The organism is Micrococcus sp. H39-S4, from assembly GCF_027158145.1.
Lineage (GTDB): Bacteria > Actinomycetota > Actinomycetes > Actinomycetales > Micrococcaceae > Micrococcus > Micrococcus luteus.
Map to the genome: position 1 here is coordinate 42,287 of NZ_JAPVLT010000004.1, position 23,405 is coordinate 65,691.

The window sequence follows — 23,405 nt, forward strand, 5'->3', positions numbered from 1 at the left end:
CTGGCAGGGCGGGAGACGGGACGAACCCGAGGGGGAGTCCCGGTCCCGGGTTGTACGGACACAGTAGGGGTCGGCGGGGAGCTCGGGGAAGGGTCGCGCGCCGCCGCCCGCAGCACCCGTCACCTGGCCTCGGCCATCGTGCGGGCGTCGGAGGATCACAGGCCCCGGGGTCGTCGGCCAGAGGCACTCTCAGACCGCGGCGTCGACGCCGTGGCGGGAGCGCACCCGCCAGGCCTCGAGGACCGCGGGGTCGGTGGGCCGGGTCATCAGGCTGAGGAGGACGTACACGACGGCGGAGGCGGCCAGGCCGACGTAGATCGGCTCGTTCGCGAAGACGCCCTCGAAGGGCTCGGCGGCGTTCAGCTCGAGCCAGCCCATGGTGCCGAGGGTGCCCACCGTCCCGACCACCATGGACCACAGCGCCGCCGTGCCGGTGCCGCGCTTCCACACGAGGCCGCCGACGATCGCGACGAACAGGCCGCCCACGAGGATGTCGTACGCGATGGTCAGGGCCGCCACCACGTCCGGGACGACGATCGCCAGCCCCAGCACGACGGCGCCGAGCAGCAGCACCCAGCCGCGGTTCGAGGCGAGCTCCGCCGCGGTCTCCGTGGCCGCGTCCTCGGTGGTGGCGCCGTCCTCGGCGGCGGCGGCCTCGCCGCGGAGGATGGGGAGGATGTCGGTGCGCATCACGGTCGAGGCCGCGATGATCGCCCCTGATGCGGTGGACATCATGGCCGCGACGGCGGCCGCCAGGGCCACGCCGCCCACGCCGACGGGCAGCAGGTTCTGGGCGACCCACGCGAACACGTCGTCCGTGGTGGCGATGTCCGCGGTCACCGTGCGGGCGGCCATGCCGATCACGGCGCCGGCGACGCCGTAGGCGATGCAGTACAGCCCCGCCGTGGCGCCGCCGATCTGAGCCACGCGCGGGGAGCGGGCCGTGAAGACGCGCTGCCAGACGTCCTGGCCGATCAGCAGGCCGAGGGTGTAGATCACGAAGTAGGTGACGATCGACTGCACGCCGATCCCGTCCCAGCTGAAGAACTCGGCGCCCAGGCGCTGCTGCATGGCGCTCCAGCCGCCGGCGTTGGCCAGGGAGAGGGGGAGCATGAGGGCGAACAGGCCGATGGTCATGATGAGGAACTGGGCCATGTCGGCCAGGGTGATGGACCACATGCCGCCGAGCACGGAGTAGGCCAGCACGATGCCGCCGCCCACCAGGACGGACAGCCAGCGGTCCCAGCCGAAGAGCACCACGAAGATCGACGCGTAGGCGCCCGTGGAGGTGGCGGCGAGCATGAGCGTGTAGGCGAGCATCACGAAGGAGGAGGCGTGGGAGGCCCCGCCGCGGCCGTACCGCAGGCGCAGCATCTGCGAGACGGTGTAGATCTTCAGGCGGGCCAGGATCGGGGCGAACGCCACCGACAGGATGAGCACGCCGACGCCGATGGCGGCCACGAGCCACGCGCCGGAGAGCCCGAACTCGTACCCCAGGCCGACGCCGCCCACGGTGGCGGCGCCGCCGAGCACGACGGCGGCCATGGTGCCGGTGAACAGCACCGGCCCGAGGCGGCGGCCCGCCACGAGGTAGTCCTCCGAGCTGGCGGCGCGGGTCTTGCCCCACCAGCCGAAGGCGAGCATGCCGACCAGGTAGACGGCGACGATGGTCAGGTTGAGGGTCACGGGTGGTCCTTGGGGCGAGGGGATCCAGGGCGCCGGGATGCGGGGGCGCCGCGGGCGGGACAGGAGAGATCGGCGTGTTGCCGATCACACGATCTGGGTCTACGGTAAACACATGTTGCATCGCAGGCAACATGTCGTCCAGGGCGACGGGGCGCAGGCTCCGGGTCGAACGAGAGGAGCGCGTGTGTCCGAGCATGTCGTCCAGACACCGCCCCGCGGCACCGTGAGCACGCTCCGCATGCTCCTGATCTGGCTGGCCGCCAACCTCGTGGTCACCACGCTTCTGACGGGGACCCTCTTCCAGCCCGGGGTCTCCTATGCCACCGCCTTGACAAGCATCGTGCTCGGCACCGTCCTCGGCGCCCTCGTCCTGGTGGGGGTCGGGGTCATCGGCGCCCGCACCGGTCTGCCCACCATGGCGCTGACCCGTGCGGCCTTCGGCCACCGCGGATCTCTGTTGCCGGTGACGTTCAACGTGGTGGTCCTGATGGGGTGGTCCTGGGTGCAGGCCATGCTGGCCGGCCTCGCGGTGGACGCCCTGGTGTCCGCGGCCACCGGATTCTCCTCGCCGATGCTCTTCGCGGTCCTGTGCCAGCTCGTCGTCGTGGCCCTGGCGATCCTCGGGCACGAGGGCATCGCGCGGATCGAACCCTGGCTCGCCCTCGTGATGCTCGCCGTGATGGGCGGGATCTTCGTCACCGCCTTCCGTGCCCACGGCCCGGCCGAGCTGGCGTCGATCCCGGTGGACCCCGCAGTCGAGCTGACTCCCGCCCTCGCCTTCGATCTCGTCTTCGCCACGGCCATCTCGTGGACCGTCCTCTCCGCCGACATCACCCGGAACGCGAGCACCCCGCGAGCGGCCGCGCTGGGCTCTGGCATCGGCTACACCCTGTCCACCGTCATCGCGATGAGCCTGGGCCTCACGGCCTTCGCACACGTGCTCCTGGGCGACGCCGCGGCCACCCCCTTCGACCCGGCGACCCTCGTCGCGGCCTTCGGCTGGCCGCTGGCCGTGGTGATGTTCCTCTCGGTCATGGCCACGAACACGATGGTGGTCTACGGGATGGCGACGTCGGTTACCCACGCCTCGCTGAGCCGGCCCCTTCCGTTCGTGCCTGTCGCCCTGGTGCTCGGCGCGGTGAGCGTCATCGGTGCGATGTGGTTCGACCTGCTCACCCGCTTCACAGATTTCCTTGCGCTGATCGGCGCCTTCTTCGTGCCGGTGTTCGCCGTGATCCTCGTGGACTACGTGCTCCAGGGCCGCCGCACCACCCTGGACGTGCTCGTGGCCCGTGGCCCGCGCGCCTGGTTCCGCGGGGGTGTCCACGGGCGAGCAGTGGCCGTGTGGGTCGTCGGTGCCGCGACGTCGTGGCTGCTCACGGACGTGTGGCCCAGTCCCGTCGGTGTCACCGTCCCGGTGTTCCTCCTGAGCGCCCTGCTCTACGCCCTGCTCGCCTGGCCGCGTCATCGGCCGGAGGCCCGCCCGGAGGCCGGCGCGTCGATCGAGGGACGCCGTGGCGTCTGACTCCGTTGCCCCCCTGCTCCTCTCGCGCCCCCTGGAGGACCGCATGCCCGTGTACCCGGGCGATCCAGGTGTGCGTATCCGTCCCGCCCTCACCGTCGCCCAGGACGGGGTCGCGGTCATGGCCCTCGAGATCGGCTCGCATGCCGGCACCCACGTGGACGCCCCGTGCCACACCGTGCCGGGCGGCCGCACCGTCGAGGGGCTGACCTGGGACGAGCTGTGCGGGGACACCCTCGTCCTCGGTCTGGCCGGGCTCGCCCCCGGGGAGCCGATCTCCGCCGCGCGCCTGGCCCCCCTCCTGCCCGGCACGGATGCGCAGACGCCCGCCCGACTCCTGCTGGCCACGGGCTGGGATCGACACTGGCGCGACGGCCTCCTCCGCGCGCGTCATCCCTTCCTCACAGGAGAGGCCGCGGCCATGCTGTGGGATCGTGGCATCCGTCTGTTGGGGGTGGACATGCTCAGTCCCGATCCCACCGGGCTCGCCGGTGAGCCCGACCTTCCTGCCCACGCGGCCTTCCTCGGCGGCGACGGGATCATCGTCGAGAACCTCGTGGGGCTGGACGCGCTCCGCCCCGCAGGGGCGGCGCCGCGCGCCGACTGGTCCGCCCGCCTCCGGCTCGAGGTGCATCCGCTGCCCCTGGCCGGCGGCGACGGCTCCCCGGCCCGCGTCCTCGCCTGGCCGACGTCGGGAGGAACGCGATGAAGGCCCTCCCGCTCGAGACCACCCCGGGCCAGGCGCTGATCGGCCGCCGGCTGCGCGCGCTGCGCGAGGCGCGGCGGCTCACCGTGGCCCAGCTGGCCGAGGCGGCCGGCGTCAGCAAGGGCTTCCTCTCCCGCCTCGAGCGGGACCTGACGAGCCCGTCCGTGAGCACGCTCGTGACCCTGTGCCAGGTGCTCGGCGCGAGCCCGGGCGACGTCCTGGACGCGCCCGAGGTGACGGTCGTGCGCCTCGCCGACGCCCCCGCGGTCAACCTCGGCGGCGAGGGCATCCGCGAGCGCCTGATCACCCCGCGCGGCAGTCGCGACCTGCAGATCCTGCGCGCTGACATCGCGCCGCGCGGCCGCGGGGAGGCGGAGCTGTACACCGTGGACTGCCGCGTGGAGGCGGTGCACGTGGTCACCGGCCGCCTCGAGCTGCGGACCACCGAGGCCGTGCACCTGTTGGAGGAGGGGGACACCGTCACCTTCCCCGGCCGCGAGCCCCACTCGTGGGCCAATCCGGACGACCGCCCCGCCGTCGTGCTGTGGACCCTCGTGGGCCACGCGTGACCCCGTCCGGCGCGCCCACACCGGACAGACCAGACCGACCAGACCGAACCGAACCGCCCAGAGAGGACATCCAGATGCTCGAGATCCCCCGCGTCGAGGACAACGGCCGCCTCGGCCCCGTGAACTCCGCCCTCGTGCCCCGCTACGGCGGCGCCCCCACCTACGCGCTGCTGCCGCGCCTGGACGAGGCGGCCGCGGCCGGCGTCGCCCCGGAGATCAAGGTGGTCGGCGTGCCGTTCGACGCCGGCGTCTCCTACCGCCCCGGTGCACGCTTCGGGTCCGGCCACGTGCGGCAGTCCTCGCGGCTGCTGCGCCCGTACAACCCCGCCACGGACACCTCGCCCTTCGCGCAGGCCCAGGTGGTGGACGCCGGGGACATGGCGGTGAACCCGTTCGACATCGGCGAGGCCATCGAGGCGATCCAGCAGGACGCGACGGACCTCACCGAGGACGGCTCCTCGCTCATGACCATCGGCGGCGACCACACCATCGCGCTGCCGCTGCTGCGCGCCGCCTCCGCCCGGGCGGGCGAGCCCGTTGCCCTGCTGCACTTCGACGCCCACCTGGACACGTGGGACACCTACTTCGGGGCCGAGTACACCCACGGCACGCCGTTCCGCCGCGCCGTGGAGGAGGGGATCCTGGACACCGAGGCCATCTCGCATGTGGGCACGCGCGGTCCGCTCTACGGCAAGAAGGACCTCGACGACGACCACCGCATGGGCTTCGGCATCGTCACCTCCTCGGACGTGTTCCGTCAGGGCGTGGACGAGATCGTGGACCAGCTGCGCGAGCGCATCGGGGGTCGGCCGCTCTACATCTCGGTGGACATCGACGTCCTCGACCCCGCGCACGCGCCGGGCACCGGCACCCCCGAGGCCGGCGGCATCACGAGCCGCGAGCTGCTCGAGATCCTCCGCGGCCTGCGCGGGCTGGACATCGTGGGCGCGGACCTGGTGGAGGTGGCCCCGGCCTACGACCACGCCGAGCTGACCGGCGTCGCCGCCTCCCACGTGGCGTACGACCTCATCTCCCTGATGGCCGACCGCCGCGCCACCCGCGCGGCCGCCGGTGAGGAGCCGGGCCGATGACGGACGAGCAGACGACGACGGCGGCGGCCCCGCGGCGCAACGGCGGCGACCTCGCCGTCGAGACGCTCCACGCCCTGGGTGCACGGACGGTCTTCGGCATCCCGGGCCAGCACGCCCTCGGCCTCTTCGACGCCCTGTCCCGCTCCCCGCTGGAGTTCGTCTCGAACCGCGTGGAGAACAACGCCGCCTTCGCCGCGGACGGGTACGCCCGGGCCACCGGCGAGGTCGGCGTCCTGTTCCTGTCCACCGGCCCGGGCGCCCTCACCTCGCTGGCCGGCCTGCAGGAGGCCTACGCGACCGGTGTGCCGATGCTCGTGATCGCCTCGCAGATCCCGCTGTCCGGGCTCGGTGCCCGGCGCAAGGGCATGCTGCACCAGCTGGACGACCAGAAGGCCTCGGCCCGCAACGTCACCAAGGCCCAGTTCACGGTCCACCACGCCTCGGGCATCCCCTCCGCCATCCAGGACGCGTGGGCCGAGGCCATCACCGTGCCGCAGGGGCCGGTGTGGGTCGAGATCCCGCAGGACGTGCTGCTCGGCGAGGTCATGGTGCCCCCGGTCGAGGACGCCCTGGCCGTGCCCTACGACCACCCGCCGCGCGCCGAGCTCGTGGCCGAGTCCGTGCGCTGGCTGCGCGGGGCCGGGCGGGTGGCGATCGTGGCCGGCGGCGGTGTGCGCCGCTCCGGCCGGGCCGCGATGGAGAGCCTGCAGGAGGTCGCGGAGCTGCTCCAGGCGCCCGTGGTCTGCTCGCCGGGCGGCAACACCGCCTTCCCGTGGGAGCACCCGCTCAGCCTCGGCGGCTGGGTGGAGGACCGCCTCGTCACGGACCTGCTCGAGGACGCGGAGGTGCTGCTCGTGGTGGGCTCCTCGCTCGGCGAGGTCACCTCGAACTACTTCACGCTCGAGCCGCGCGGCCGCCTCATCCAGGTGGACGCGGAGCCGCGCGTGCTGGAGACCAACCACCCCACGCTGGGTGTGCGCGCCGACGCCGGCCAGGCGCTCGACGCCCTCGCCGCGGCGCTGCGCGAGTCGGGCTCGGTGGCGCAGGACGCCGCCGTCTGGCACGGCCGCACCCCGGCCGAGGTGGTCGCCGACGTCAACGCGCGCATCACCGCCCGGCTCGACGCCCAGGACCTCGGCGTGGAGCGCCGGCTCCTGGCGGACATCCGCGCCGCCGTCCCGTCGACCATGCAGACGTACTGGGACATGACCATCGCCGCCTACTGGGCGTGGAACTGCTGGGACGCGCAGGACGGCGAGTTCCACTCGGCGCAGGGCGCCGGGGGGCTCGGCTACGGGTTCCCGGCCGCGTTCGGCGGCGCGGTGGGCCTGGCCCACCAGGGACGCACCGGGATCGACGGGCGCGTGCTCGCCGTCGCCGGCGACGGCTCGGCGATGTACTCCATCGCCGAGCTCGCGGCCGCCAGGCAGCACGGCGCGGCGGTGACGTGGCTGATCATCGACGACGGCGGGTACGGCATCCTGCGCGAGTACATGGAGGGCGCGTTCGGCAAGGCCACGGCCACCGAGCTCGACCGGCCGGACTTCCAGGCCCTCGCCGCCTCCTTCGGCGTGCCCGCCGAGACGGTGGGAGTGGGGGACGTGCGCGGCGCGCTCGAGCGCTCGTTCCAGGCGGACGGGCCGAACGTCGTCGTGGTGCAGACCCGCCTGGCGATGTGGGCGCCGAGCCACCTGGGGGAGGCCCCGGAGGTCTGAGGCGGCCCGGCGCCGGAATCGCTGACTCGACCCTGAGAGTGTGCGCCACCTTTCCAGGTGCATGTTTCAGCAACGGAGCTGGACCGGCAGGTAGTTGAGGCGTCGACCGAGGCGCCGGCGGTCCCGCCCGTGTCAGAAACCGCCCAGGAGATGTCCTGGAACCATCCCGCCGATCTCACGAAAACGTCCGGCATCCGTTGCCATGCTGGCCTCTCGACGCGGTCCGCCACCCGGCGGGCGCCCCACGAGAGGAACTCCATGGCCCCTGGCTCTCGATCCGCTCCCGCCGTCCCTTCCCCCAGGTCTCCGAGGGAGGCGAGGCCCCCGCCGTCACGCCCACCTTCGAGGGCCGGGCCTTCCACCGCCCGGCCGAGGACGTCGAGGACCAGGGCGCCGCCTTCGACGTCGGCACGCTCGTCTCCCGCCGCAACGCGCTGGGCATCTTCGGCGCGGGGGCGGGAGCCCTCGTCCTCGCCGCGTGCGGTGTCCAGGAGGGCGCCTCGTCCTCCTCCGGCTCGACGTCGGCGAGCGCCGGCTCCTCGTCACCCGCGGCCTCCTCCTCGTCGGCGGCGAGCGCCTCGCCGTCCGCCACCCTGACCGAGATGGTCACCGAGAACGCACGCCCGTACCCGGGCGGCGGCTCCAACGGCCCGGACGTGCTCGACGCGTCCGGCATCGAACGTTCCGACCTGACCACGAGCATCGACACGGGCACCGCCGCCGAGGGCGTCCCGCTGAGGGTGACGATGAACGTGATCGACATGGCCAACGGCGACGCCGCCATGACCGGCGCCGCCGTGTACCTCTGGCACGCCGACGCGCAGGGCCGCTACTCGATGTACTCGGACGGCATCACGGAGGAGACCTACCTGCGCGGCGTCCAGGTGGTGGGCGACGACGGCACGGTCACCTTCACCACGGTGTGGCCCGGCTGCTACGACGGCCGGTGGCCCCACCTGCACTTCGAGGTGTTCCCGGACAAGGCGTCCATCACGGACGCGACGAACAACGTCCTCACCTCCCAGATCGCCATGCCCGAGGAGCAGTCCGCGCAGGTCTACGCCACCTCGGCCTACGACGGGTCCACGGAGAACTTCGCCGACGTCAGCCTCGAGACGGACAACGTCTTCTCGGACGGCTACGAGACGCAGCTGCCGCAGATCACGGGCTCCGTGGAGAAGGGCTTCGCCATCACCATCGACGTCCCGATCGACACCACCACTGAGCAGGAGCAGGGCGGGATGGGCGGGCCCGGCGGTGGCCAGCCCCCGGCGGGCGGCGAGGGCGGCCAGCCCCCGGCGCAGCCCTGAGCCCGGCGGACGTGGGCTGAGCCGTCCGGCTCAGCCCACGCGTCCTGCCGGCGGCTCAGTCGGTCTGGGACTCGTTGCGCTCGGGGTGCGGGCCGAACACGAAGTGGCGGCCGGACACGCGCTGGACGTCCACGCGGACGTAGAAGTCCTTGAGCGTCGGCACCCACGGTTCGATGCCGAGGGACTCGGCCTCCGCGATCTCCGCCTCCGTGTCCAGGCGGCGCGCGGTGCCGTGCACGAGCACGGACCAGGCCTGGTCGGCCAGGATCCCGTCGGCCTGCACCACGACGCGCGGGTTCACCGTGAGCTCGGCGAGCTTCGAGCCGGGCGCGGTGCGGAAGTAGATGGCGCCGTCGTGGGCCCGCACGTTCACCGGCACGATGTCCGGCCGCCCGTCCACGGCCAGCCCGAGGCGCGCGTGGCCCACGCGGCCCAGCAGTCGCCAGACCTGGTCCTCGTCCAGCACCAGGACGGCCTCGCCGTCCGGGTGCTCGAACATCAGGTGGTCCCCGGGCTCCGCGACCGGATCGGGGCGCTGCATCGACGGGGCGTCGTCGGTGTCATGGTGCTGCTGGGTCATCGGGGCCTCCTGGCATGCCGGGACGGGCGCCGTCGGGCGCGGCGCTGAGATCGGGCTCACATCCACTCTATACATGGTCGGTCGCCCGCGAGGCGACGATGTCACCCAGCACCGCCGCCGTCGTCGGCGCCTCGCGGCCCGGGGCGACGGCGAGCGCGAACGGGCACGTGTGGGCGCGCGGGCCGTCGTCGACGAGCCGGCCCGACGACGGCGCGGCCGGGTCCGGCGTGAGCCAACTGCCCCCGGCGCGGCGCAGGATCAGCTGCCCCGCCGCGACGTCCCAGGGCTTGGTGTCCACGTACAGCGCGGCGTCGGCCCAGCCCGCCGCCGTGTGGGCGAGCTCGAGGGCGCCGGAGACGGTGCGGCGCACGGTCGCGTGGGCGGTCACGAGCCGCCCGAAGCGGCGCAGCGCGTCCTCGCCCTCGCGCGCGAGCGCCTCGCCCGCCGGATAGGAGGTCACGAGGTTCTGGGCGCGCTCGCCGCCGGCCGGCGCCGGCCGGCCGACCTCGGCCAGCGGGCGCTCCGGCCCGTCGCCGCGGGTGAGGTAGGCGCCGTCCGCGTCGGCGGAGAACGCCAGCCGGCCCACGGGGTCCAGCACGACGCCGGCCACCACCTCGCCGTCGACCTCGGCGGCCAGGGACACCGAGAACATCGCGAAGCCGTGTGTGAAGTTGGAGGTGCCGTCGATGGGGTCGACGATCCAGGTCAGCCGGGCGGCCTCACCGGTGCCGGCCTGCGCCCCGAGCTCCTCGCCGAGCACGCCGGAGCCGGGGACCGCCGTCGTGAGCGCGGCGACGAGCCGGGCCTCGGTGTGTCGGTCGTGCACGGTGACGAGGTCGTGGTGCGTGGTCTTGGCCTCGGGCCCGATGGCGGTGGGGGAGCGGAAGGCGGCGGCGAGGTCGCCGACGACCGCGCGGGCGGCGTCGAGGGCGATCGCGCGCAGCTCGGCGGGGCGGGGCAGGGCGGGGCTCATGCCCCGAGCCTAGGCGGGGGCCCGGACACGTCGGACCGCACGCGAGACAATGGGGCCGACCCCCCCCGAGCAGAGGAGCCGCCATGACCGAGCACCCCCTCCCGACCCCCGACGACGACGCCACCCTCACCGGCCCGCAGACCCCCACGCCCCAGCGCGTGGCCGCCGTGCGTGCGCTGCGCGAGCTGCTCGCCGCCGGCTACGGCACCGAGGCCCGGCCGATCGCCTCCTACGGCGCCCCCGCGCCCGGCACCCTCGGCGGCGTCTACCCGGACTACGACGACCGCGTGTTCCCCGGCCTCGTGGCCGCGCAGGAGCTGGCGGGCATCGACGTCGACTACCTGCGGAACGTGGACCGGGTGAGCGAGGCCGGCATCGCCGAGGCGTCCCTGGCCGACCTCGGCACGCTGTTCACCTACCTGGTGCGCGGCGAGCGGTTCGCGGACGGGCACGTGGCCGCCGCGATCGAGAACGGCAAGGTCGGCCGCATGCTGGACCGCCTGACCGCGCTGGTCCCCGAGATCCGCTGAGAGCGCACGGTGCGGAATACTGGGCGCATGCCCGCAGCCTCCGACGCCCCCACGCCCGCGCCCCGGCGCGGCCGCCTGGCCCCTTCCGGTGACCCCACTCCCGTGGAGAACGTCGCCACGCACCTGCAGGAGGGGTGGAACCGTTGGCACCGCGCCCGCGCGCTGCGTGCCGGCAACGTGCCGACGGTCATGGCGTTCACGAGCTACGGCAGCACCAGCTGGGTGCGGATCCTCTCCCGTGTGGTGATCGCCTCCGACGAGGAGTTCATGAACGGCCGTCGGCTGTCGAAGGTGGTGGCGGACGGCGTGCGCGGCTGGCGCAACTTCGTGGCCCCGCCCATGGCCTACGCCGAGGTGGAGGTGCAGGTGGGGGACCTGCGCACCACGGTGCGCACGGACCGGATGGGCGTCGTCGACGTCGTGCTGGACGTCGAGCTGGAGCCCGGCTGGCAGACCGCCACCCTCCACGTCGGCGGCCAAGAGGAGCACGCCGTCATGGACCTGTACATCTGCGAGCCGGGCGCGCGGATCGGCCTGGTCTCGGACATCGACGACACCGTGGTGGTCACCTCGCTGCCCCGCCCCCTGCTGGCGGCCTGGAACTCGTTCGTGATCGACGAGCACGCCCGCACGCCCACTCCGGGGATCGCCGTGCTGCTGCGCCGGATCGCCGAGCTCGAGCCGAAGGCCCCCGTGCTGTACCTGTCCACGGGCGCGTGGAACGTGGCGCAGACCCTCACCCGCTTCCTGGGCCGCAACCTCTACCCGCTCGGCGCTCTGCTGCTGACCAGCTGGGGGCCCACGAGGGACCGCTGGTTCCGTTCCGGTCAGGAGCACAAGAGGGTCCAGCTCGAGCGCCTCGCCGAGCAGTTCCCGGACATCCAGTGGATCCTGGTGGGCGACGACGGCCAGCACGACCCCGAGATCTACGCCGAGTTCGCGCAGCGCCACCCCGACCGGGTCAAGGCGATCGTCATCCGGCAGCTGACCCCCTCGCAGGCGCTGCTCGCGGGCGGTCGGGCGGAGGACACCCGCCATTCCACCCCGGGCATCCCGTGGTGCTACGGCCCGGACGGGGCCACGCTGTCCAATCAGCTCGAGGACCTGGGCATCCTGCCCGTCGAGTTCGTGGACGTGCAGCCCGAGGCCTGGCGCGAGGACATCCTCGGCGACGACGAGGCGCCGGCGACCCTCGACGCCGCGGCGCAGCGCGACGGCCGGTCCGCGGACGAGGAGGCCGCCCGATGACCGCCTCGCGCTCCGTCGAGGTCCGCATCCCGCTGCGCTGGGCGGACATGGACGCCTACGGCCACGTGAACAACATCGCCGTGGTGCAGCTGCTGGAGGAGGCCCGCGTGGCGGCCTTCGGCGTGCCCGCGAACACCGGCGCCGGTGGCGGGCAGGCCCCGCCGATCGACCTGCTCGAGGGGGTGGCCCCCGGTGTGCGGACGTTCATCTCCGAGCACACCGTGAAGTACCGGGCCCAGATGCCCTACCGCCCCGTGCCACTGCGCGTGGTGGTGAGCGTGGACGCCGTGAAGGCCGCCTCGGTGCACGTGGGCTACGCCCTGCACGACGGCGTCGACGACACCCTCTGCGCCACCGCGACGTCCGTCATGGTGTTCGTCGACGGGCAGACGGGCCGCCCCGTGCGCATCAGCCCCGAGCAGCGGGCGGCCCTGGCCGGCTGAGGTGGGCCGAGGTGGGCTGCTGACCGCCTGGCAGCCGCCCAGCGACATCACCGCCGTGCAGCACGGCTGCGATGTCGCAGAGCGGAGGTCCGCCGCTCGGGCTCGCCGAGTCGGGACCGGGCCCGTGGGACGGCCGTGGATCAGACCGAGCGGGGGACGCCCGCGGCGGTGAGGATCCGCGCCAGCCGGTCCGGCCGCAGGAGGTCTCCCCACGTCCAATGCGCGCCCGCCCGGGTGACCAGCTGCAGGGCCACCTCCCGTTCCTTCTCCCGGCGGATGCTGGCGCGGCGGGCCGTGTCGTCACCGTCGAAGAACGACAGGTCGTACTTGCCCAGCCCGTCGAACTCCCCGTACACCCGCACCTGCTCCCACCAGAAGTCCGTGCGGGCCACCTCGCGTCCGTTCGCATCCCGGTGGCGATGCTGCAGCGCCGTGGGCGGGACGAAGCCGAGCTCGTGGATGCTGGCCCGGCTGTAGGACTCGCCGGCGGATTCCGCCCGCGCGTCCGCGAAGTGCCAGGCCCGCTCGAATCGGCGGAGGGCGGCCGCGGATTTGAGTCGGCTCTCCGCCTGCCTCGCCCAGCGTGCGGCCTCCTCGGGCCGGGCTCGGACGAGCGCGTCCAGCGGGGCCACGGCGTCGCGGAACGGGGTGGCCGCCCCCAGCACCAGCAGCACCGTGGGCAGCGGATCCGCCAGGACGGTTCCGAGGCTCTGCCCGTCCGACAGGACGGCCTCGACCGGCTGAGGCGCGGCGGGGGCCGCCTCCGGCAGCCCCCACCGGGGTCGGCGGCGCGGCGGGACGGGAAGCCGGCGATCGTGGGCCACCACGGAGGGGGCGAAGGGACGGCGGGTCAGCGGACCGGCGCCGTGATGCCCGGGCGAGGGGGCGCGCAGCTCGAGCACGGGCGGCTCGACGGCCGGCCCCAGACCGTGCAACCGGGCCGCGGTCAGGCCCGTGAACACCGTCGCGGGGCGGGCGATCGAGAGGGCGACGGCGGACACGACCGCCCTGTCCCACGGACGCAGCGCGGCCCAGTCGCTGACGCTGATGTAGACGCGCGGGCAGAGCCGCACGAGGACCCCGCGGGTCCAGGCGCGTTCGAGACGGCGCCGCGCCGCCCCGTCGTGAGGGTCCGCCGCGCTGAGCAGGGGCCCGCGTCCCGGGAGCAGCGCACGCGAGTGGTCGGAGAGCAGGGTCATGCGGCCCAGTGTCGTGGGCCCGTCCGGGGCGCGACGGGTCGGCCGCGCCGGCGGTGGAGGGCACCCGACGTCGGGGGGCCTGTGCAGGAGCCGGGCGCCCTTGAGCGACCGCCGCCCTGCGACATCACCGCGCGTCAGAACGGCGGTGATGTCGCAGGGCGGCGGAGGATCACGGAAGGGACAGGGCCGGGCCTCAGACCACGCCCTGGGCGATCATCGCGTCGGCGACCTTGATGAACCCGGCGATGTTCGCCCCCGCCACGTAGTTGCCGGGCGTGCCGTACTCCTCGGCGGTCTCCACGCAGCGGTCGTGGATGTCGCGCATGATCTGCTCGAGCCGGTCGTGGGTGTAGTCGAAGCTCCACGAGTCCCGCGAGGCGTTCTGCTGCATCTCCAGCGCCGACGTCGCCACGCCGCCCGCGTTGGCGGCCTTGCCCGGGCCGAACAGCGTCCCGGAGTCGACGAACAGGTGGGCGGCCGCCTCGGTGCAGGGCATGTTCGCGCCCTCGGCCACGGCCTTCACCCCGTTCTTCAGCAGGGTCCGCGCGGCGGACTCGTCGAGCTCGTTCTGGGTGGCACACGGCAGGGCCACGGTGCCCTCGACGTCCCAGACGCTGCCGCCGGTCACGTAGCGGGACCGCCCGCCGCGGCGCTCGGCGTACTCGGAGATGCGGGCACGCTCGACCTCCTTGATCTGCTTGAGCAGGTCCAGGTCGAGGCCGTCCGGGTCCACGATGTAGCCCGAGGAGTCGGACGCGGTGAGCACGGTGGCCCCGAGCGCGGCGGCCTTCTCCGCGGCGTAGATGGCCACGTTGCCGGAGCCGGAGATCAGCACCTGCTGACCGTCCATGGATTCGCCGCGCGTGCGCAGCATGGAGTCGACGAACATCACGGCGCCGTAGCCGGTGGCCTCAGTGCGGACCAGCGAGCCGCCCCACGTCAGGCCCTTGCCGGTGAGGGCGCCGGCCTCGAAGCGGTTGGTCAGTCGCTTGTACTGGCCGAACATGTAGCCGATCTCGCGGGCGCCCACGCCGATGTCACCGGCCGGCACGTCCGTGTGCTCACCGATGTGGCGATGCAGCTCCGTCATGAAGGACTGGCAGAACCGCATGATCTCGCGGTCGGACTTGCCGGCGGGGTCGAAGTCCGAGCCGCCCTTGCCGCCGCCGATCGGCATGCCGGTGAGCGAGTTCTTGAAGATCTGCTCGAAGCCCAGGAACTTGACGATCCCGAGGTACACGGAGGGGTGGAAGCGCAGCCCGCCCTTGTACGGGCCGAGCGCCGAGTTGAACTCCACGCGGAACCCGCGGTTGACCTGCACGACGCCGGCGTCGTCGATCCACGGGACGCGGAAGATGATCTGGCGCTCCGGCTCGCAGAGGCGGTGCATGACCCCGGCCTCGACGTACTGGGGGTGGCGCTGCACCACCGGCCCCAGCGCCTCGAACACCTCGGACACCGCCTGGTGGAACTCGGCCTCGCCGGGGTTGCGCGCGAACACTTCGTCGCGCAGGGTCTCCAGAGACTCATTCATGGTGTCCTCCTCGGACGTCGGGGTAGAGACGCCCCGCGGTGCCCCCGCCGTGGCGCGCCGCGGTCGGAGGAGGCCGCGGTGCCTGACGCCCATCCTGACAGGGAGTGCGCTCTGTTGCCGAAATGAGACGCGGGCCACCCCGGGCCCCGCGTTCGGCTCAGCGCGGCGGCGCCGCCTCGGTGTCGATGCTGGCCTGCTGGCTCTCGCTGTAGCGCGGGCCCGCCACGGTCGCGTCGTTGACGAGGTCGTCCAGCCGGGCGACGTCGGCCGGGGTCAGCCGCACCTCGTGCGCGCCCCGGTCCTCGAGCCAGTGCTCCCACGAGGTGGTGCCCGGGATCGCCAGGACGTCCTTGCCCTGGGCCAGGACCCAGGCGACGGCGAGCCCCGCCGTGCTCGTCCCGAGCCGGACGGCCTCGGCCGAGAGCGCCTCGCGCAGCGTCAGGTTGGCCTCGTAGTGGCCCTCGGCGAAGCGGGGCAGCCGGTGCCGCAGATCTCCCGCGTCCAGCCCGCCCAGCCGCGGCGGCGCGTCCGTGAGCAGGCCGCGGCTGACGGGGGAGAAGGCCACGAAGGCGGTCCCATGGCGGCGGCACGCCTCGAGCACGCCCCACTCGGGGTTGCGGGTGGCGAGGGAGTACTCGGACTGCACGGCCGCGATCGGGTGGACGGCCACGGCCCGGGTCAGGGTGACGGCCGAGACCTCGGACAGGCCGATCGCCCCGATCTTGCCCTCCGTGACGGCCTCTGCGAGCGCCCCCACGGACTCCTCGACGGGGACCTCCGGGTCCAGCCGGTGCAGGTAGTACAGGTCGATCCGGTCCTGGCCGAGCCGGCTCAGGGAGGCGTCCACGTGCGCGCGCAGCGTCTCCGGGCGGCCGTCGATCCGCCGCTGCCCGTCCCGCACGAGCCCGCCCTTGGAGGCGAGCAGCACGCGCTCGCGGACGCCCGACCCCGCCCGGGCGAGCGCGCGCCCCACGAGCTCCTCACTGCGGCCGCCGCCGTAGAGGGTGGCGGTGTCCAGGTGGTCGGTGCCGTCGTCCAGCACGCGGGTGAGCAGGTCGACGGCGGCGTCGTCGTCGAGGAATCCGGAGTAGCCGTGCACGATGTTCATGCATCCGAGGCCGACGGGGTGCACGTCCTTGCCGGCGAGGCGGCGGGGCGCGGCGGGATCGGGCAGGGGGCCGGGCTCGGAGGGGCGGGGGTGCGGGGTGGCGTCCATGCCCGCCACCCTAGCCACGACTCCGGACGCGAGACCCGGGCCGCCTGGCGCCCGCCCGGTGTCCGTCCCGGGGTTCAGCCGAACACGCGCGCGGCCAGCAGCGACGGCGCCGTCAGCAGCCGGCGGGCCAGCTCCACGCGGCGGCGCTCCTGCACCGCGATCGCCTTCTCGTAGTAGCCCACGAGCTGCTCGCACAGCACCGGCCAGGTCCGGCCCTGCACCGACGCCCACGCCGCGTCGGCGAACGCGGCCCGCTTGACGTCGTCGTACACGAGGTCCGCGACGTGGCGGCGCAGCTCGTCCAGCTCGCCGGGCGGGTAGAGCCAGCCGGTGCGGGAGGCGTCCACGATGTCGAGGGGGCCGCCGCGGCCGACGGCGACGACGGGCACGCCCGAGGCCATCGCCTCCTGCAGCGTCTGGCCGAAGGTGTCGGACTCGCCGGGGTGCACGAACAGGTCCAGGCTGGCCACGTGGCGCGCGAGGTCCTCGCCCCCCTGGAAGCCGGCGAAGTGCGCGCCGGGCAGCTCCCGCTCGAGCTGTTCGCGCAGCGGCCCGGAGCCGATGACCACGAGGCGGGTGCCCGGCAGGTCCGAGAGCACCCGCAGGTCCCCGACCTGCTTCTCGTGCGCCAGCCGCCCCACGAAGCCCACGAGCTTCTCGCCGTTCGGGGCGAGCTCGGCGCGCAGCGCCTCGTCCCGCTTGGCGGGATGGAATCGGCGGGAGTCGACGCCGCGGCCCCACAGGTGCACGCGTCGCACCCCCTGGCGGTGCAGCTGCCGGACGGTGAACGACGACGGCGCGAGCGTCAGCGTGGCCATGTTGTGCAGGCGCGCCACGTGGCTCCACAGGACGTCCTCCAGCCACGGGGCGCCGTACCGGGCCGCGTAGCCGGGGACCTCGGTCTGGTAGACGGCCACGGAGGGGATGCCGAGCTCCTCGGCCGCCTGCACCGCGCGCCAGCCCAGCACGAAGGGGGAGGCGATGTGCACCACGTCCGGGGCGAAGTCGGCGAGCATGCCGCGCAGCCGGCCCACCGTGCCGGCGGCCACCCGCACAGAGGCGTACCCGCTCAGGGGCACGGAGGGCAGGGTGCGCACGGGGAAGCCCTCGACCTCGCGGGGGGCCTCACCGGCGCCCGCGCGTTGGGTCCACCCGGCGGACCACGAGGCAGCCGGGGCGATCACCATCGCCTCGTCGCCCCGCTCCCGCAGGTGGCGCAGCACCTGGAGGATGGAGTTGGTGACCCCGTTCATATGGGGCAGGAACGATTCGGCGACCACGACGACACGCACGTGGCCGACGCTAAGGACCCCGGACCACGGCCGGGGCACCCGCCGACGACGGCCCGGTGACCCCGCGATGAACTCTCGGGTCCGGTGACGGTCGTCGCACCGGCCCGCGCGGCCCGCCCCCGTCCAGGCGCCGCCCGGAGTCGGGTGGCACCATGGACGGGTGAGTTCCCGCCCCGCTGCGCCCCGTCTGCTGCGCCCCGTCCCCCTGCCGCTGTGGCTGCAGGGGGTGGTCGAGGCGCTCGTCACGGCGATGATCAGCCTGCTCGCGGTCATGGTCCCCACCCTCGCGGTGTGGGCCACCGGCGGGTTCGAGCGGCCGACCATCGAAGGCGCCGTCCAGGTGGGCGGCGTCCTGTGGCTGGCCCTGCACGCGGTGCCCGTCACCGTGACCACGGCCATGCCCACCGCGCCGGACCACCTCATCACCGGCACGGCGTGGCTCGTGCCGTGGGGCCTGACCCTGCTCCCGCTCGCGCTGTCCTGGCGGGCCGGCCGGCGCCTGGCCCGCGCGTCCTACCGGGACCAGGCGTGGCAGGCCTTCGTGGGCGCGGTGGGGGCCTACGCCCTGGTGGGGCTGGCCGTCGCGTTCCTGCCCGGCACGGACGAGCTGACGGCCCACCCCGCCCCGGCGGCGCTGCTGCCCGCCCTGCTCTTCGGCGTCGCCGCCCTCGCGGGGGCGCGGCGCGAGGCCGGCACCTGGGCGCACCTGATCGGCCTGGACCTCACGGAGCGGATCTCGCGGCGCTCGCAGTACGAACGCTGGGCCGGTTCGTACGCCTGGTCCGTGGTGCGCGCCGCGGTCCTCGCCGTGCTCGCCCTGACGGGCCTGAACGCGCTGCTCGTGGCGGGGCGGCTGGCCGTCGAGTGGACCGCCGTCGTCACCGTGGCCGAGGCGATCGGGGGCGGTCCGCTGGGCGGCCTGCTCCTGGCGCTGCTGCAGATCGGCTGGCTGCCCACGTTCACCGCGTGGTCGATCGCGTGGACGGCGGGCCCGGGGTTCTCCGTGGGCGCGGACAGCCTCTACTCCGTGTTCGGCGCGACGCCGGCCACCGCGCCCGCCCTCCCGGCGCTGGGTGCGCTGCCCGGGACGTGGTCGCCGTGGCAGCTGCTCCTGCTGGCCGTGCCGATCGGCGCCGGCGCCGTGGCCGGCGTGTGGCTGCTGCGGGAGGGGGAGAACCACCTCGACGACTGGCTGCACACCCGCCACGGCAGCCGCGCGGTGTCCTTGACACTGTCCACGCTGGCCCTGGCCGTGCTCACCGGACTGCTCACGGGGCTGCTGCTGCTCGTGCCGCTGGCCCTCACCTCCGGGACGCTCGGGCTCGGCGCGCTGACGGACATCGGCTCCCACGTCTGGGCGGTGTGCGCCGCCGTCGCCGGGTGGGTCGCGCTGGGCTGCGCGGCCGGCTACCTCACGGCCCTGGCCGTGGCCGGGCACCGGGACGGGACGACGACGGTGCCGCGGTCCGGCGACCGCGCCTCGGGCCTGCGCGACCGGCCGTCCCCGCGCCGGGCGCGGGACTGACGCCCGCGGCTCAGGGCCGCAGCTGGGGCACCCCCGTGCGCTCCTCCACCTGACGGGTGAACTCGTCCGCGCACGCCTGCTGCGCCCGCACGGTGAGCGCGGAGGCGCCGCACTGCTCGAGCTGGACCGTCGCGTCCCACGCGAGCAGCGGCAGCGCCGCCGTCGTCATGCCCATCAGCGCCATCGCCATGCCGGCGGACGCCACCGCGCGGGGCAGCCCCGAGCGCTCGGCGCCGCGGCTCGTGACCCACACGCGCACGCCGAGCACGAGGGCGACCAGCCCCAGCGCGAGGGCGATCAGCTTCCACGGCAGCACGAGGGAGAAGGAGAGCACCATCCCCAGCAGCGCCACGGACTGCCACAGCAGGGCACGGCCGGTGCGCACGCGGCCGGGATCCGGGGCGCCCTGCGGCGGGCGGGGCGGGGAGGAGGGAACGGGGGCGGACACCCCCTCACCCTACGATGGGCGCATGCGCATCGTTGCCCTCGTCTCCGGTTCCGGCACCAACCTGCAGGCCGTCCTCGACGCCGTCGCCTCCGGCGCCCTGGACGTGGAGATCGCCGCGGTGGGCGCCGACGTCGCCGACGCCGGCGGCCTGGAGCGTGCCCGCGCCCACGGGATCGAGACGTTCGTGGTGTCCCCGAAGGACCACGCGGACCGGCGCGCGTGGGACGAGGCGCTCGCGGACGCCGTCGTCGCCTACGCGCCGGACTGGGTGGTGTGCTCCGGGTTCATGCGGATCCTGGGCGCCCCGCTGCTCGAGCGGTTCGAGGGCCGCATCCTCAACACCCACCCGGCCCTGCTGCCCTCCTTCCCGGGGGCCCACGGCGTCCGGGACGCGCTGGCGCACGGGGTGAAGGTCACCGGCTGCACCGTGCACGTGGTGGACGCGGGCGTGGACACCGGCCCGATCCTCGCGCAGGCCGCGGTGCCCGTGCTGGACACGGACACCGAGGCCGAGCTGCACGAGCGCATCAAGGTCCAGGAGCGGGCCCTGCTGCTGCGCGTGCTCGGCGAGCTCAGTCGGCGCTGACCTCGAGGGTGCGGCCGCGGGTCTCCGGGGCCAGCGCCAGCATCGCCGCGCAGGCCAGGACCACGAGCCCGCCGGTGACGGCGAACGCCCCCGGCAGCCCGAGGGCGGGGACCAGCGTGCCCACGAAGAGCAGCGGGCCCAGGCCCGCGCCCACCCGCGAGGCCGCCGACGCCCAGCCGAAGCCGGAGGCGCGCAGCGTCGTCGGGTACAGCTCGGAGACGTACGTGTAGAGCACCGGGATCGCGACCTGCACCACGAAGCCGAACGTCAGCACGAGCGGCAGCACCGCGGCGGGCACGTCCAGCACGCTCGCCAGCCAGACGGTCAGGGCGCTCGCGACGACGGCGCTGACGGCCAGCAGCCAGCGGCGGCCGGTGACCTCGATCAGCACGGTGGCCACGACCACGCCGAGCAGGCCGGCCGCGGCCATGCCGGAGGTCATGATGAAGGCGCGGCCCTCCGCGTAGCCGGCGTCGATGAGGAACGTCGGCAGCCACTGCAGCGCGATGTAGTAGACGAGCATGATGGCCACGAACAGGGCCCAGGCGACCGCGGTGATCCGCGGGGAGAACCGCCAGACCGCGGCGAGCTGTGCGCCGACGCCGCCGGAGCGGGCCGGCTCGGCCGGGGGCATCGCGTAGGGCCGGCGGGGTGCGCCGGTGGCCGCCACCATGCGGTCGATGACGGCGCGGGCCTGCGCCTCGCGGCCCCGGCTCATCAGGAACAGCGGGGACTCGGGGATGCCCAGGCGCACGACGAACACGAGCAGGGCCGGCAGGACCATGGCCAGCAGGGGCAGGCGCCAGTCGCCCCACGTGCCCACGAGCCAGGCGGAGACGAGGCCGCACAGCGCGGCGCCGACGGGCCACCAGCCGTCCATCGCGGCCAGGACGCGGCCGCGCAGCCGGCGCGGGGTGAACTCGCCCACGAGCGCGTAGTCCACGGGGATCGTGCCGCCCAGGCCCATGCCGGCCACGAAGCGGAACAGCGCGAACCACAGCAGGGAGTCCGTCAGCGCGCCCGCGATCGTGAACACGGAGAAGATCGCGAGCGTCCACGCGAACGCCGCCTTGCGGCCGATGCGGTCCGCGATGGTGCCCCACAGGAACGCGCCCACGGCCATGCCGATGAGGTTGGCGGTGCCGATCCACGCGGCGTCCGCCTTGTCCAGGGCCCACTCCTCGCGCAGCAGCGGGATCATCACGCCGTTGAGCGTGACGTCCCATGCGTCGAACATGAAGCCCAGGCCGCCGATCAGGAAGATGCGGCCCTGGACGGACCAGCGCCACGGCAGCTCCTGGACGACCGCCTCGCCGGTGGGCAGGGCGGCGTCGGGGGCGACGACGTCGGGCCCGGGTCCGGGGTGCGCGCCGTCGGCGCTGGGGCGGGGTGGGGTGGCGGAGGACATGGTCGGCTCCCGTTCGTCGGGTGGAGTGGGGGGCGGTCCGTCACGCGGACGCCTGGGCCATTATGCGGCCCGGCCTATGCTGGGGGACGCACCCGGACCCCCTCGAAGGAGCGCCCCCTCGTGACCTCTGCCCAGCCCATCACCACCGTCCTGGACACGGTGCCCCTGAAGCGGGCCCTGATCTCCGTGTACGACAAGACCGGCCTCGAGGAGCTCGCCACCGGGCTCCACGCCGCGGGCGTGCAGATCGTCTCGACCGGCTCCACCGCCCAGCGCATCGCCGCCGCCGGCGTGCCGGTGACCGAGGTCGCCGAGGTCACCGGGTTCCAGGAGTGCCTGGACGGCCGCGTGAAGACGCTGCACCCGCGCGTGCACGCGGGCATCCTGGCGGACCGTCGTCGCGAGGACCACGTGACCCAGCTGCGCGCGCTCGAGGTGGAGCCGTTCGACCTCGTCGTCGTGAACCTCTACCCGTTCGTGGACACCGTGAACTCGGGCGCCGCGGAGGACGCCGTCGTCGAGCAGATCGACATCGGCGGGCCGTCCATGGTGCGCGCGGCCGCGAAGAACCACGCGTCCGTGGCGATCGTCGTGGACCCGGCCCGCTACGGCGAGGTCGTCCAGGCCGCCCAGTCCGGCGGCTTCGACCTGCGCGCCCGCCGGCGCCTGGCCGCCCTGGCCTTCGCCCACACCGCGGCGTACGACAACGCCGTGGCCGCCTGGACCGCCGCCCACTTCGGCGAGGACACGCACGCCGACGAGATCCCCGTGTTCCCGCCCTACGCCGGCTTCTCCCTCGAGCGCGCGCAGATCCTGCGCTACGGCGAGAACCCGCACCAGCCCGCGGCGCTGTACCTGGACTCCTCGGCGGCCCCCGGCATCGCGCAGGCCGAGCTGCTGCACGGCAAGCCGATGAGCTACAACAACTACGTGGACGCCGACGCCGCGGTGCGCGCCGCCTTCGACCACCCGGTCCCGGCCGTGGCGATCGTCAAGCACGCCAACCCGTGCGGCGTGGCCGTCACGGACGCGGGCACGGACATCGCGCAGGCGCACGCCAAGGCCCACGCGTGCGACCCGGTCTCCGCGTTCGGCGGCGTGATCGCGGCCAACCGCCCCGTCACCGCCGCCATGGCCGCCCAGGTGAAGGACGTGTTCACGGAGGTCGTCGTGGCCCCGGCGTTCGAGCCCGAGGCCCTGGAGATCCTCTCCGCCAAGAAGAACCTGCGCCTGCTGAGCCTGCCCGAGGGCTTCCTGCGGGACGCCGTGGAGGCCAAGCAGGTCTCCGGCGGCATGCTGCTGCAGATCGCGGACGCGGTGGACGCGGACGGCGACGACCCGGCCACCTGGACCCTCGCCGCCGGCCCCGCCGCCGACGAGGCCGTCCTGGCTGACCTGGCCTTCGCGTGGCGCGCCGTGCGCGCGGCCAAGTCCAACGCCGTGCTGCTGGCCCACGACGGCGCCACGGTCGGCGTGGGCATGGGCCAGGTCAACCGCCTCGACTCCTGCCGCCTGGCCGTCGAGCGCGCCAACACCCTGGGCGCCGCGCAGACCGGCGGGCAGGACGTGAGCAGCGCCGGCGGCGCGGAGAACGTCTCCGGGGAGGGCGCCCCCGAGCGGGCCCGCGGGTCCGTGGCCGCCTCGGACGCGTTCTTCCCGTTCGCGGACGGGCTGCAGATCCTCATCGACGCCGGCGTGAAGGCCGTCGTCCAGCCGGGCGGCTCCGTCCGGGACGAGGAGGTCGTGGCCGCGGCCGAGGCCGCCGGCGTGAGCCTGTACCTGACCGGGGCGCGCCACTTCTTCCACGGCTGAGCGCGGCGCGCC

Annotated in this window: 21 protein-coding genes; 12 read left to right on the forward strand and 9 right to left on the reverse strand. The window is 74.3% G+C overall.

Going from position 1 to position 23,405, the window contains the following annotated elements:
- Positions 1-189: 189 nt before the first annotated feature.
- Positions 190-1,686, reverse strand: a complete 1,497-nt coding sequence (locus O3T09_RS05290; protein WP_101965712.1) for a sodium:solute symporter family transporter — start codon at positions 1,684-1,686, stop codon at positions 190-192.
- A 184-nt stretch (positions 1,687-1,870) separates the two neighbouring features.
- On the opposite strand from O3T09_RS05290, the gene O3T09_RS05295 reads away from it, so the two are divergent.
- The 6 genes from O3T09_RS05295 to O3T09_RS05320 all read left to right on the forward strand — a co-directional run bounded on the left by O3T09_RS05295 (position 1,871) and on the right by O3T09_RS05320 (position 8,599).
- Positions 1,871-3,211, forward strand: a complete 1,341-nt coding sequence (locus O3T09_RS05295; protein WP_060973602.1) for a purine-cytosine permease family protein — start codon at positions 1,871-1,873, stop codon at positions 3,209-3,211.
- On the forward strand, positions 3,201-3,917 hold the full coding sequence (locus O3T09_RS05300) for a cyclase family protein (RefSeq protein ID WP_020626407.1): 717 nt from the start codon (positions 3,201-3,203) through the stop codon (positions 3,915-3,917). The genes O3T09_RS05295 and O3T09_RS05300 overlap by 11 nt, the downstream gene beginning before the upstream one ends.
- Positions 3,914-4,483, forward strand: a complete 570-nt coding sequence (locus O3T09_RS05305; RefSeq protein WP_020626406.1) for an XRE family transcriptional regulator — start codon at positions 3,914-3,916, stop codon at positions 4,481-4,483. Before O3T09_RS05300 ends, O3T09_RS05305 begins: the two co-directional genes overlap by 4 nt.
- Before the next feature lie 74 nt (positions 4,484-4,557).
- Positions 4,558-5,574, forward strand: a complete 1,017-nt coding sequence (speB, locus tag O3T09_RS05310; protein ID WP_020626405.1) for an agmatinase — start codon at positions 4,558-4,560, stop codon at positions 5,572-5,574.
- Positions 5,571-7,289 carry a thiamine pyrophosphate-binding protein gene (locus O3T09_RS05315; RefSeq protein WP_020626404.1) on the forward strand — a complete coding sequence of 573 codons (1,719 nt, stop codon included), beginning with the start codon at positions 5,571-5,573 and terminating at the stop codon, positions 7,287-7,289. Before speB ends, O3T09_RS05315 begins: the two co-directional genes overlap by 4 nt.
- Before the next feature lie 275 nt (positions 7,290-7,564).
- On the forward strand, positions 7,565-8,599 hold the full coding sequence (locus O3T09_RS05320; RefSeq protein ID WP_044659026.1) for a dioxygenase family protein: 1,035 nt from the start codon (positions 7,565-7,567) through the stop codon (positions 8,597-8,599).
- A 55-nt stretch (positions 8,600-8,654) separates the two neighbouring features.
- On the opposite strand, the gene O3T09_RS05325 is transcribed toward O3T09_RS05320, so the two are convergent.
- Both O3T09_RS05325 and O3T09_RS05330 read right to left on the reverse strand, forming a co-directional pair.
- Entirely contained in the window at positions 8,655-9,179 is a 525-nt protein-coding gene (locus O3T09_RS05325; RefSeq protein ID WP_020621599.1) for a pyridoxamine 5'-phosphate oxidase family protein, read from the reverse strand.
- 67 nt (positions 9,180-9,246) lie between these two features.
- Positions 9,247-10,152 (reverse strand): inositol monophosphatase family protein, encoded by a 906-nt coding sequence (locus tag O3T09_RS05330; protein ID WP_269295418.1) that lies wholly within the window; start codon positions 10,150-10,152, stop codon positions 9,247-9,249.
- Positions 10,153-10,235: 83 nt separating this feature from the next.
- On the opposite strand from O3T09_RS05330, the gene O3T09_RS05335 reads away from it, so the two are divergent.
- Genes O3T09_RS05335 through O3T09_RS05345 form a run of 3 tightly spaced genes read left to right on the forward strand, consistent with a single transcriptional unit; the run spans position 10,236 to position 12,373 of the window.
- A complete protein-coding gene (locus O3T09_RS05335) occupies positions 10,236-10,682 on the forward strand; it encodes a DUF6508 domain-containing protein (RefSeq protein ID WP_020621601.1) in 447 nt (148 codons plus the stop codon).
- 27 nt (positions 10,683-10,709) lie between these two features.
- Positions 10,710-11,930: an App1 family protein gene (locus O3T09_RS05340; RefSeq protein WP_269295419.1), complete on the forward strand. Its 1,221-nt coding sequence runs from the start codon at positions 10,710-10,712 to the stop codon at positions 11,928-11,930.
- A complete protein-coding gene (locus O3T09_RS05345; RefSeq protein ID WP_002853740.1) occupies positions 11,927-12,373 on the forward strand; it encodes an acyl-CoA thioesterase in 447 nt (148 codons plus the stop codon). Before O3T09_RS05340 ends, O3T09_RS05345 begins: the two co-directional genes overlap by 4 nt.
- A gap of 140 nt (positions 12,374-12,513) precedes the next feature.
- On the opposite strand, the gene O3T09_RS05350 is transcribed toward O3T09_RS05345, so the two are convergent.
- From O3T09_RS05350 to O3T09_RS05365, 4 genes are all read right to left on the reverse strand, one after another.
- On the reverse strand, positions 12,514-13,572 hold the full coding sequence (locus O3T09_RS05350) for a hypothetical protein (RefSeq protein WP_020621603.1): 1,059 nt from the start codon (positions 13,570-13,572) through the stop codon (positions 12,514-12,516).
- Positions 13,573-13,765: 193 nt separating this feature from the next.
- A complete protein-coding gene (gdhA, locus tag O3T09_RS05355) occupies positions 13,766-15,106 on the reverse strand; it encodes an NADP-specific glutamate dehydrogenase (protein ID WP_020621604.1) in 1,341 nt (446 codons plus the stop codon).
- Positions 15,107-15,263: 157 nt separating this feature from the next.
- The gene (locus tag O3T09_RS05360; RefSeq protein WP_070709355.1) at positions 15,264-16,322 is read right to left on the reverse strand and encodes an aldo/keto reductase; all 1,059 of its coding nucleotides are present in this window, start codon (positions 16,320-16,322) and stop codon (positions 15,264-15,266) included.
- Between the two features lie 74 nt (positions 16,323-16,396).
- On the reverse strand, positions 16,397-17,614 hold the full coding sequence (locus O3T09_RS05365; RefSeq protein ID WP_070709353.1) for a glycosyltransferase family 4 protein: 1,218 nt from the start codon (positions 17,612-17,614) through the stop codon (positions 16,397-16,399).
- 160 nt (positions 17,615-17,774) lie between these two features.
- On the opposite strand from O3T09_RS05365, the gene O3T09_RS05370 reads away from it, so the two are divergent.
- Positions 17,775-19,139: a cell division protein PerM gene (locus O3T09_RS05370; protein ID WP_233263244.1), complete on the forward strand. Its 1,365-nt coding sequence runs from the start codon at positions 17,775-17,777 to the stop codon at positions 19,137-19,139.
- Between the two features lie 10 nt (positions 19,140-19,149).
- Here the strand turns inward: O3T09_RS05370 and O3T09_RS05375 are convergent, their stop codons facing one another.
- Positions 19,150-19,587 (reverse strand): hypothetical protein, encoded by a 438-nt coding sequence (locus O3T09_RS05375; RefSeq protein ID WP_070709856.1) that lies wholly within the window; start codon positions 19,585-19,587, stop codon positions 19,150-19,152.
- A 22-nt stretch (positions 19,588-19,609) separates the two neighbouring features.
- Between O3T09_RS05375 and purN the strand changes: the two genes are divergently transcribed.
- Positions 19,610-20,173 carry a phosphoribosylglycinamide formyltransferase gene (gene purN, locus O3T09_RS05380; protein ID WP_020621609.1) on the forward strand — a complete coding sequence of 188 codons (564 nt, stop codon included), beginning with the start codon at positions 19,610-19,612 and terminating at the stop codon, positions 20,171-20,173.
- Here the strand turns inward: purN and O3T09_RS05385 are convergent.
- Positions 20,160-21,581: an MFS transporter gene (locus O3T09_RS05385; RefSeq protein WP_070709858.1), complete on the reverse strand. Its 1,422-nt coding sequence runs from the start codon at positions 21,579-21,581 to the stop codon at positions 20,160-20,162. The two genes, purN and O3T09_RS05385, sit on opposite strands and share 14 nt — an antisense overlap.
- A gap of 120 nt (positions 21,582-21,701) precedes the next feature.
- Between O3T09_RS05385 and purH the strand changes: the two genes are divergently transcribed.
- Complete coding sequence (gene purH, locus O3T09_RS05390) at positions 21,702-23,393, forward strand: bifunctional phosphoribosylaminoimidazolecarboxamide formyltransferase/IMP cyclohydrolase (protein WP_070709860.1); 1,692 nt, start codon at positions 21,702-21,704, stop codon at positions 23,391-23,393.
- The last annotated feature ends 12 nt before the right edge of the window (positions 23,394-23,405 follow it).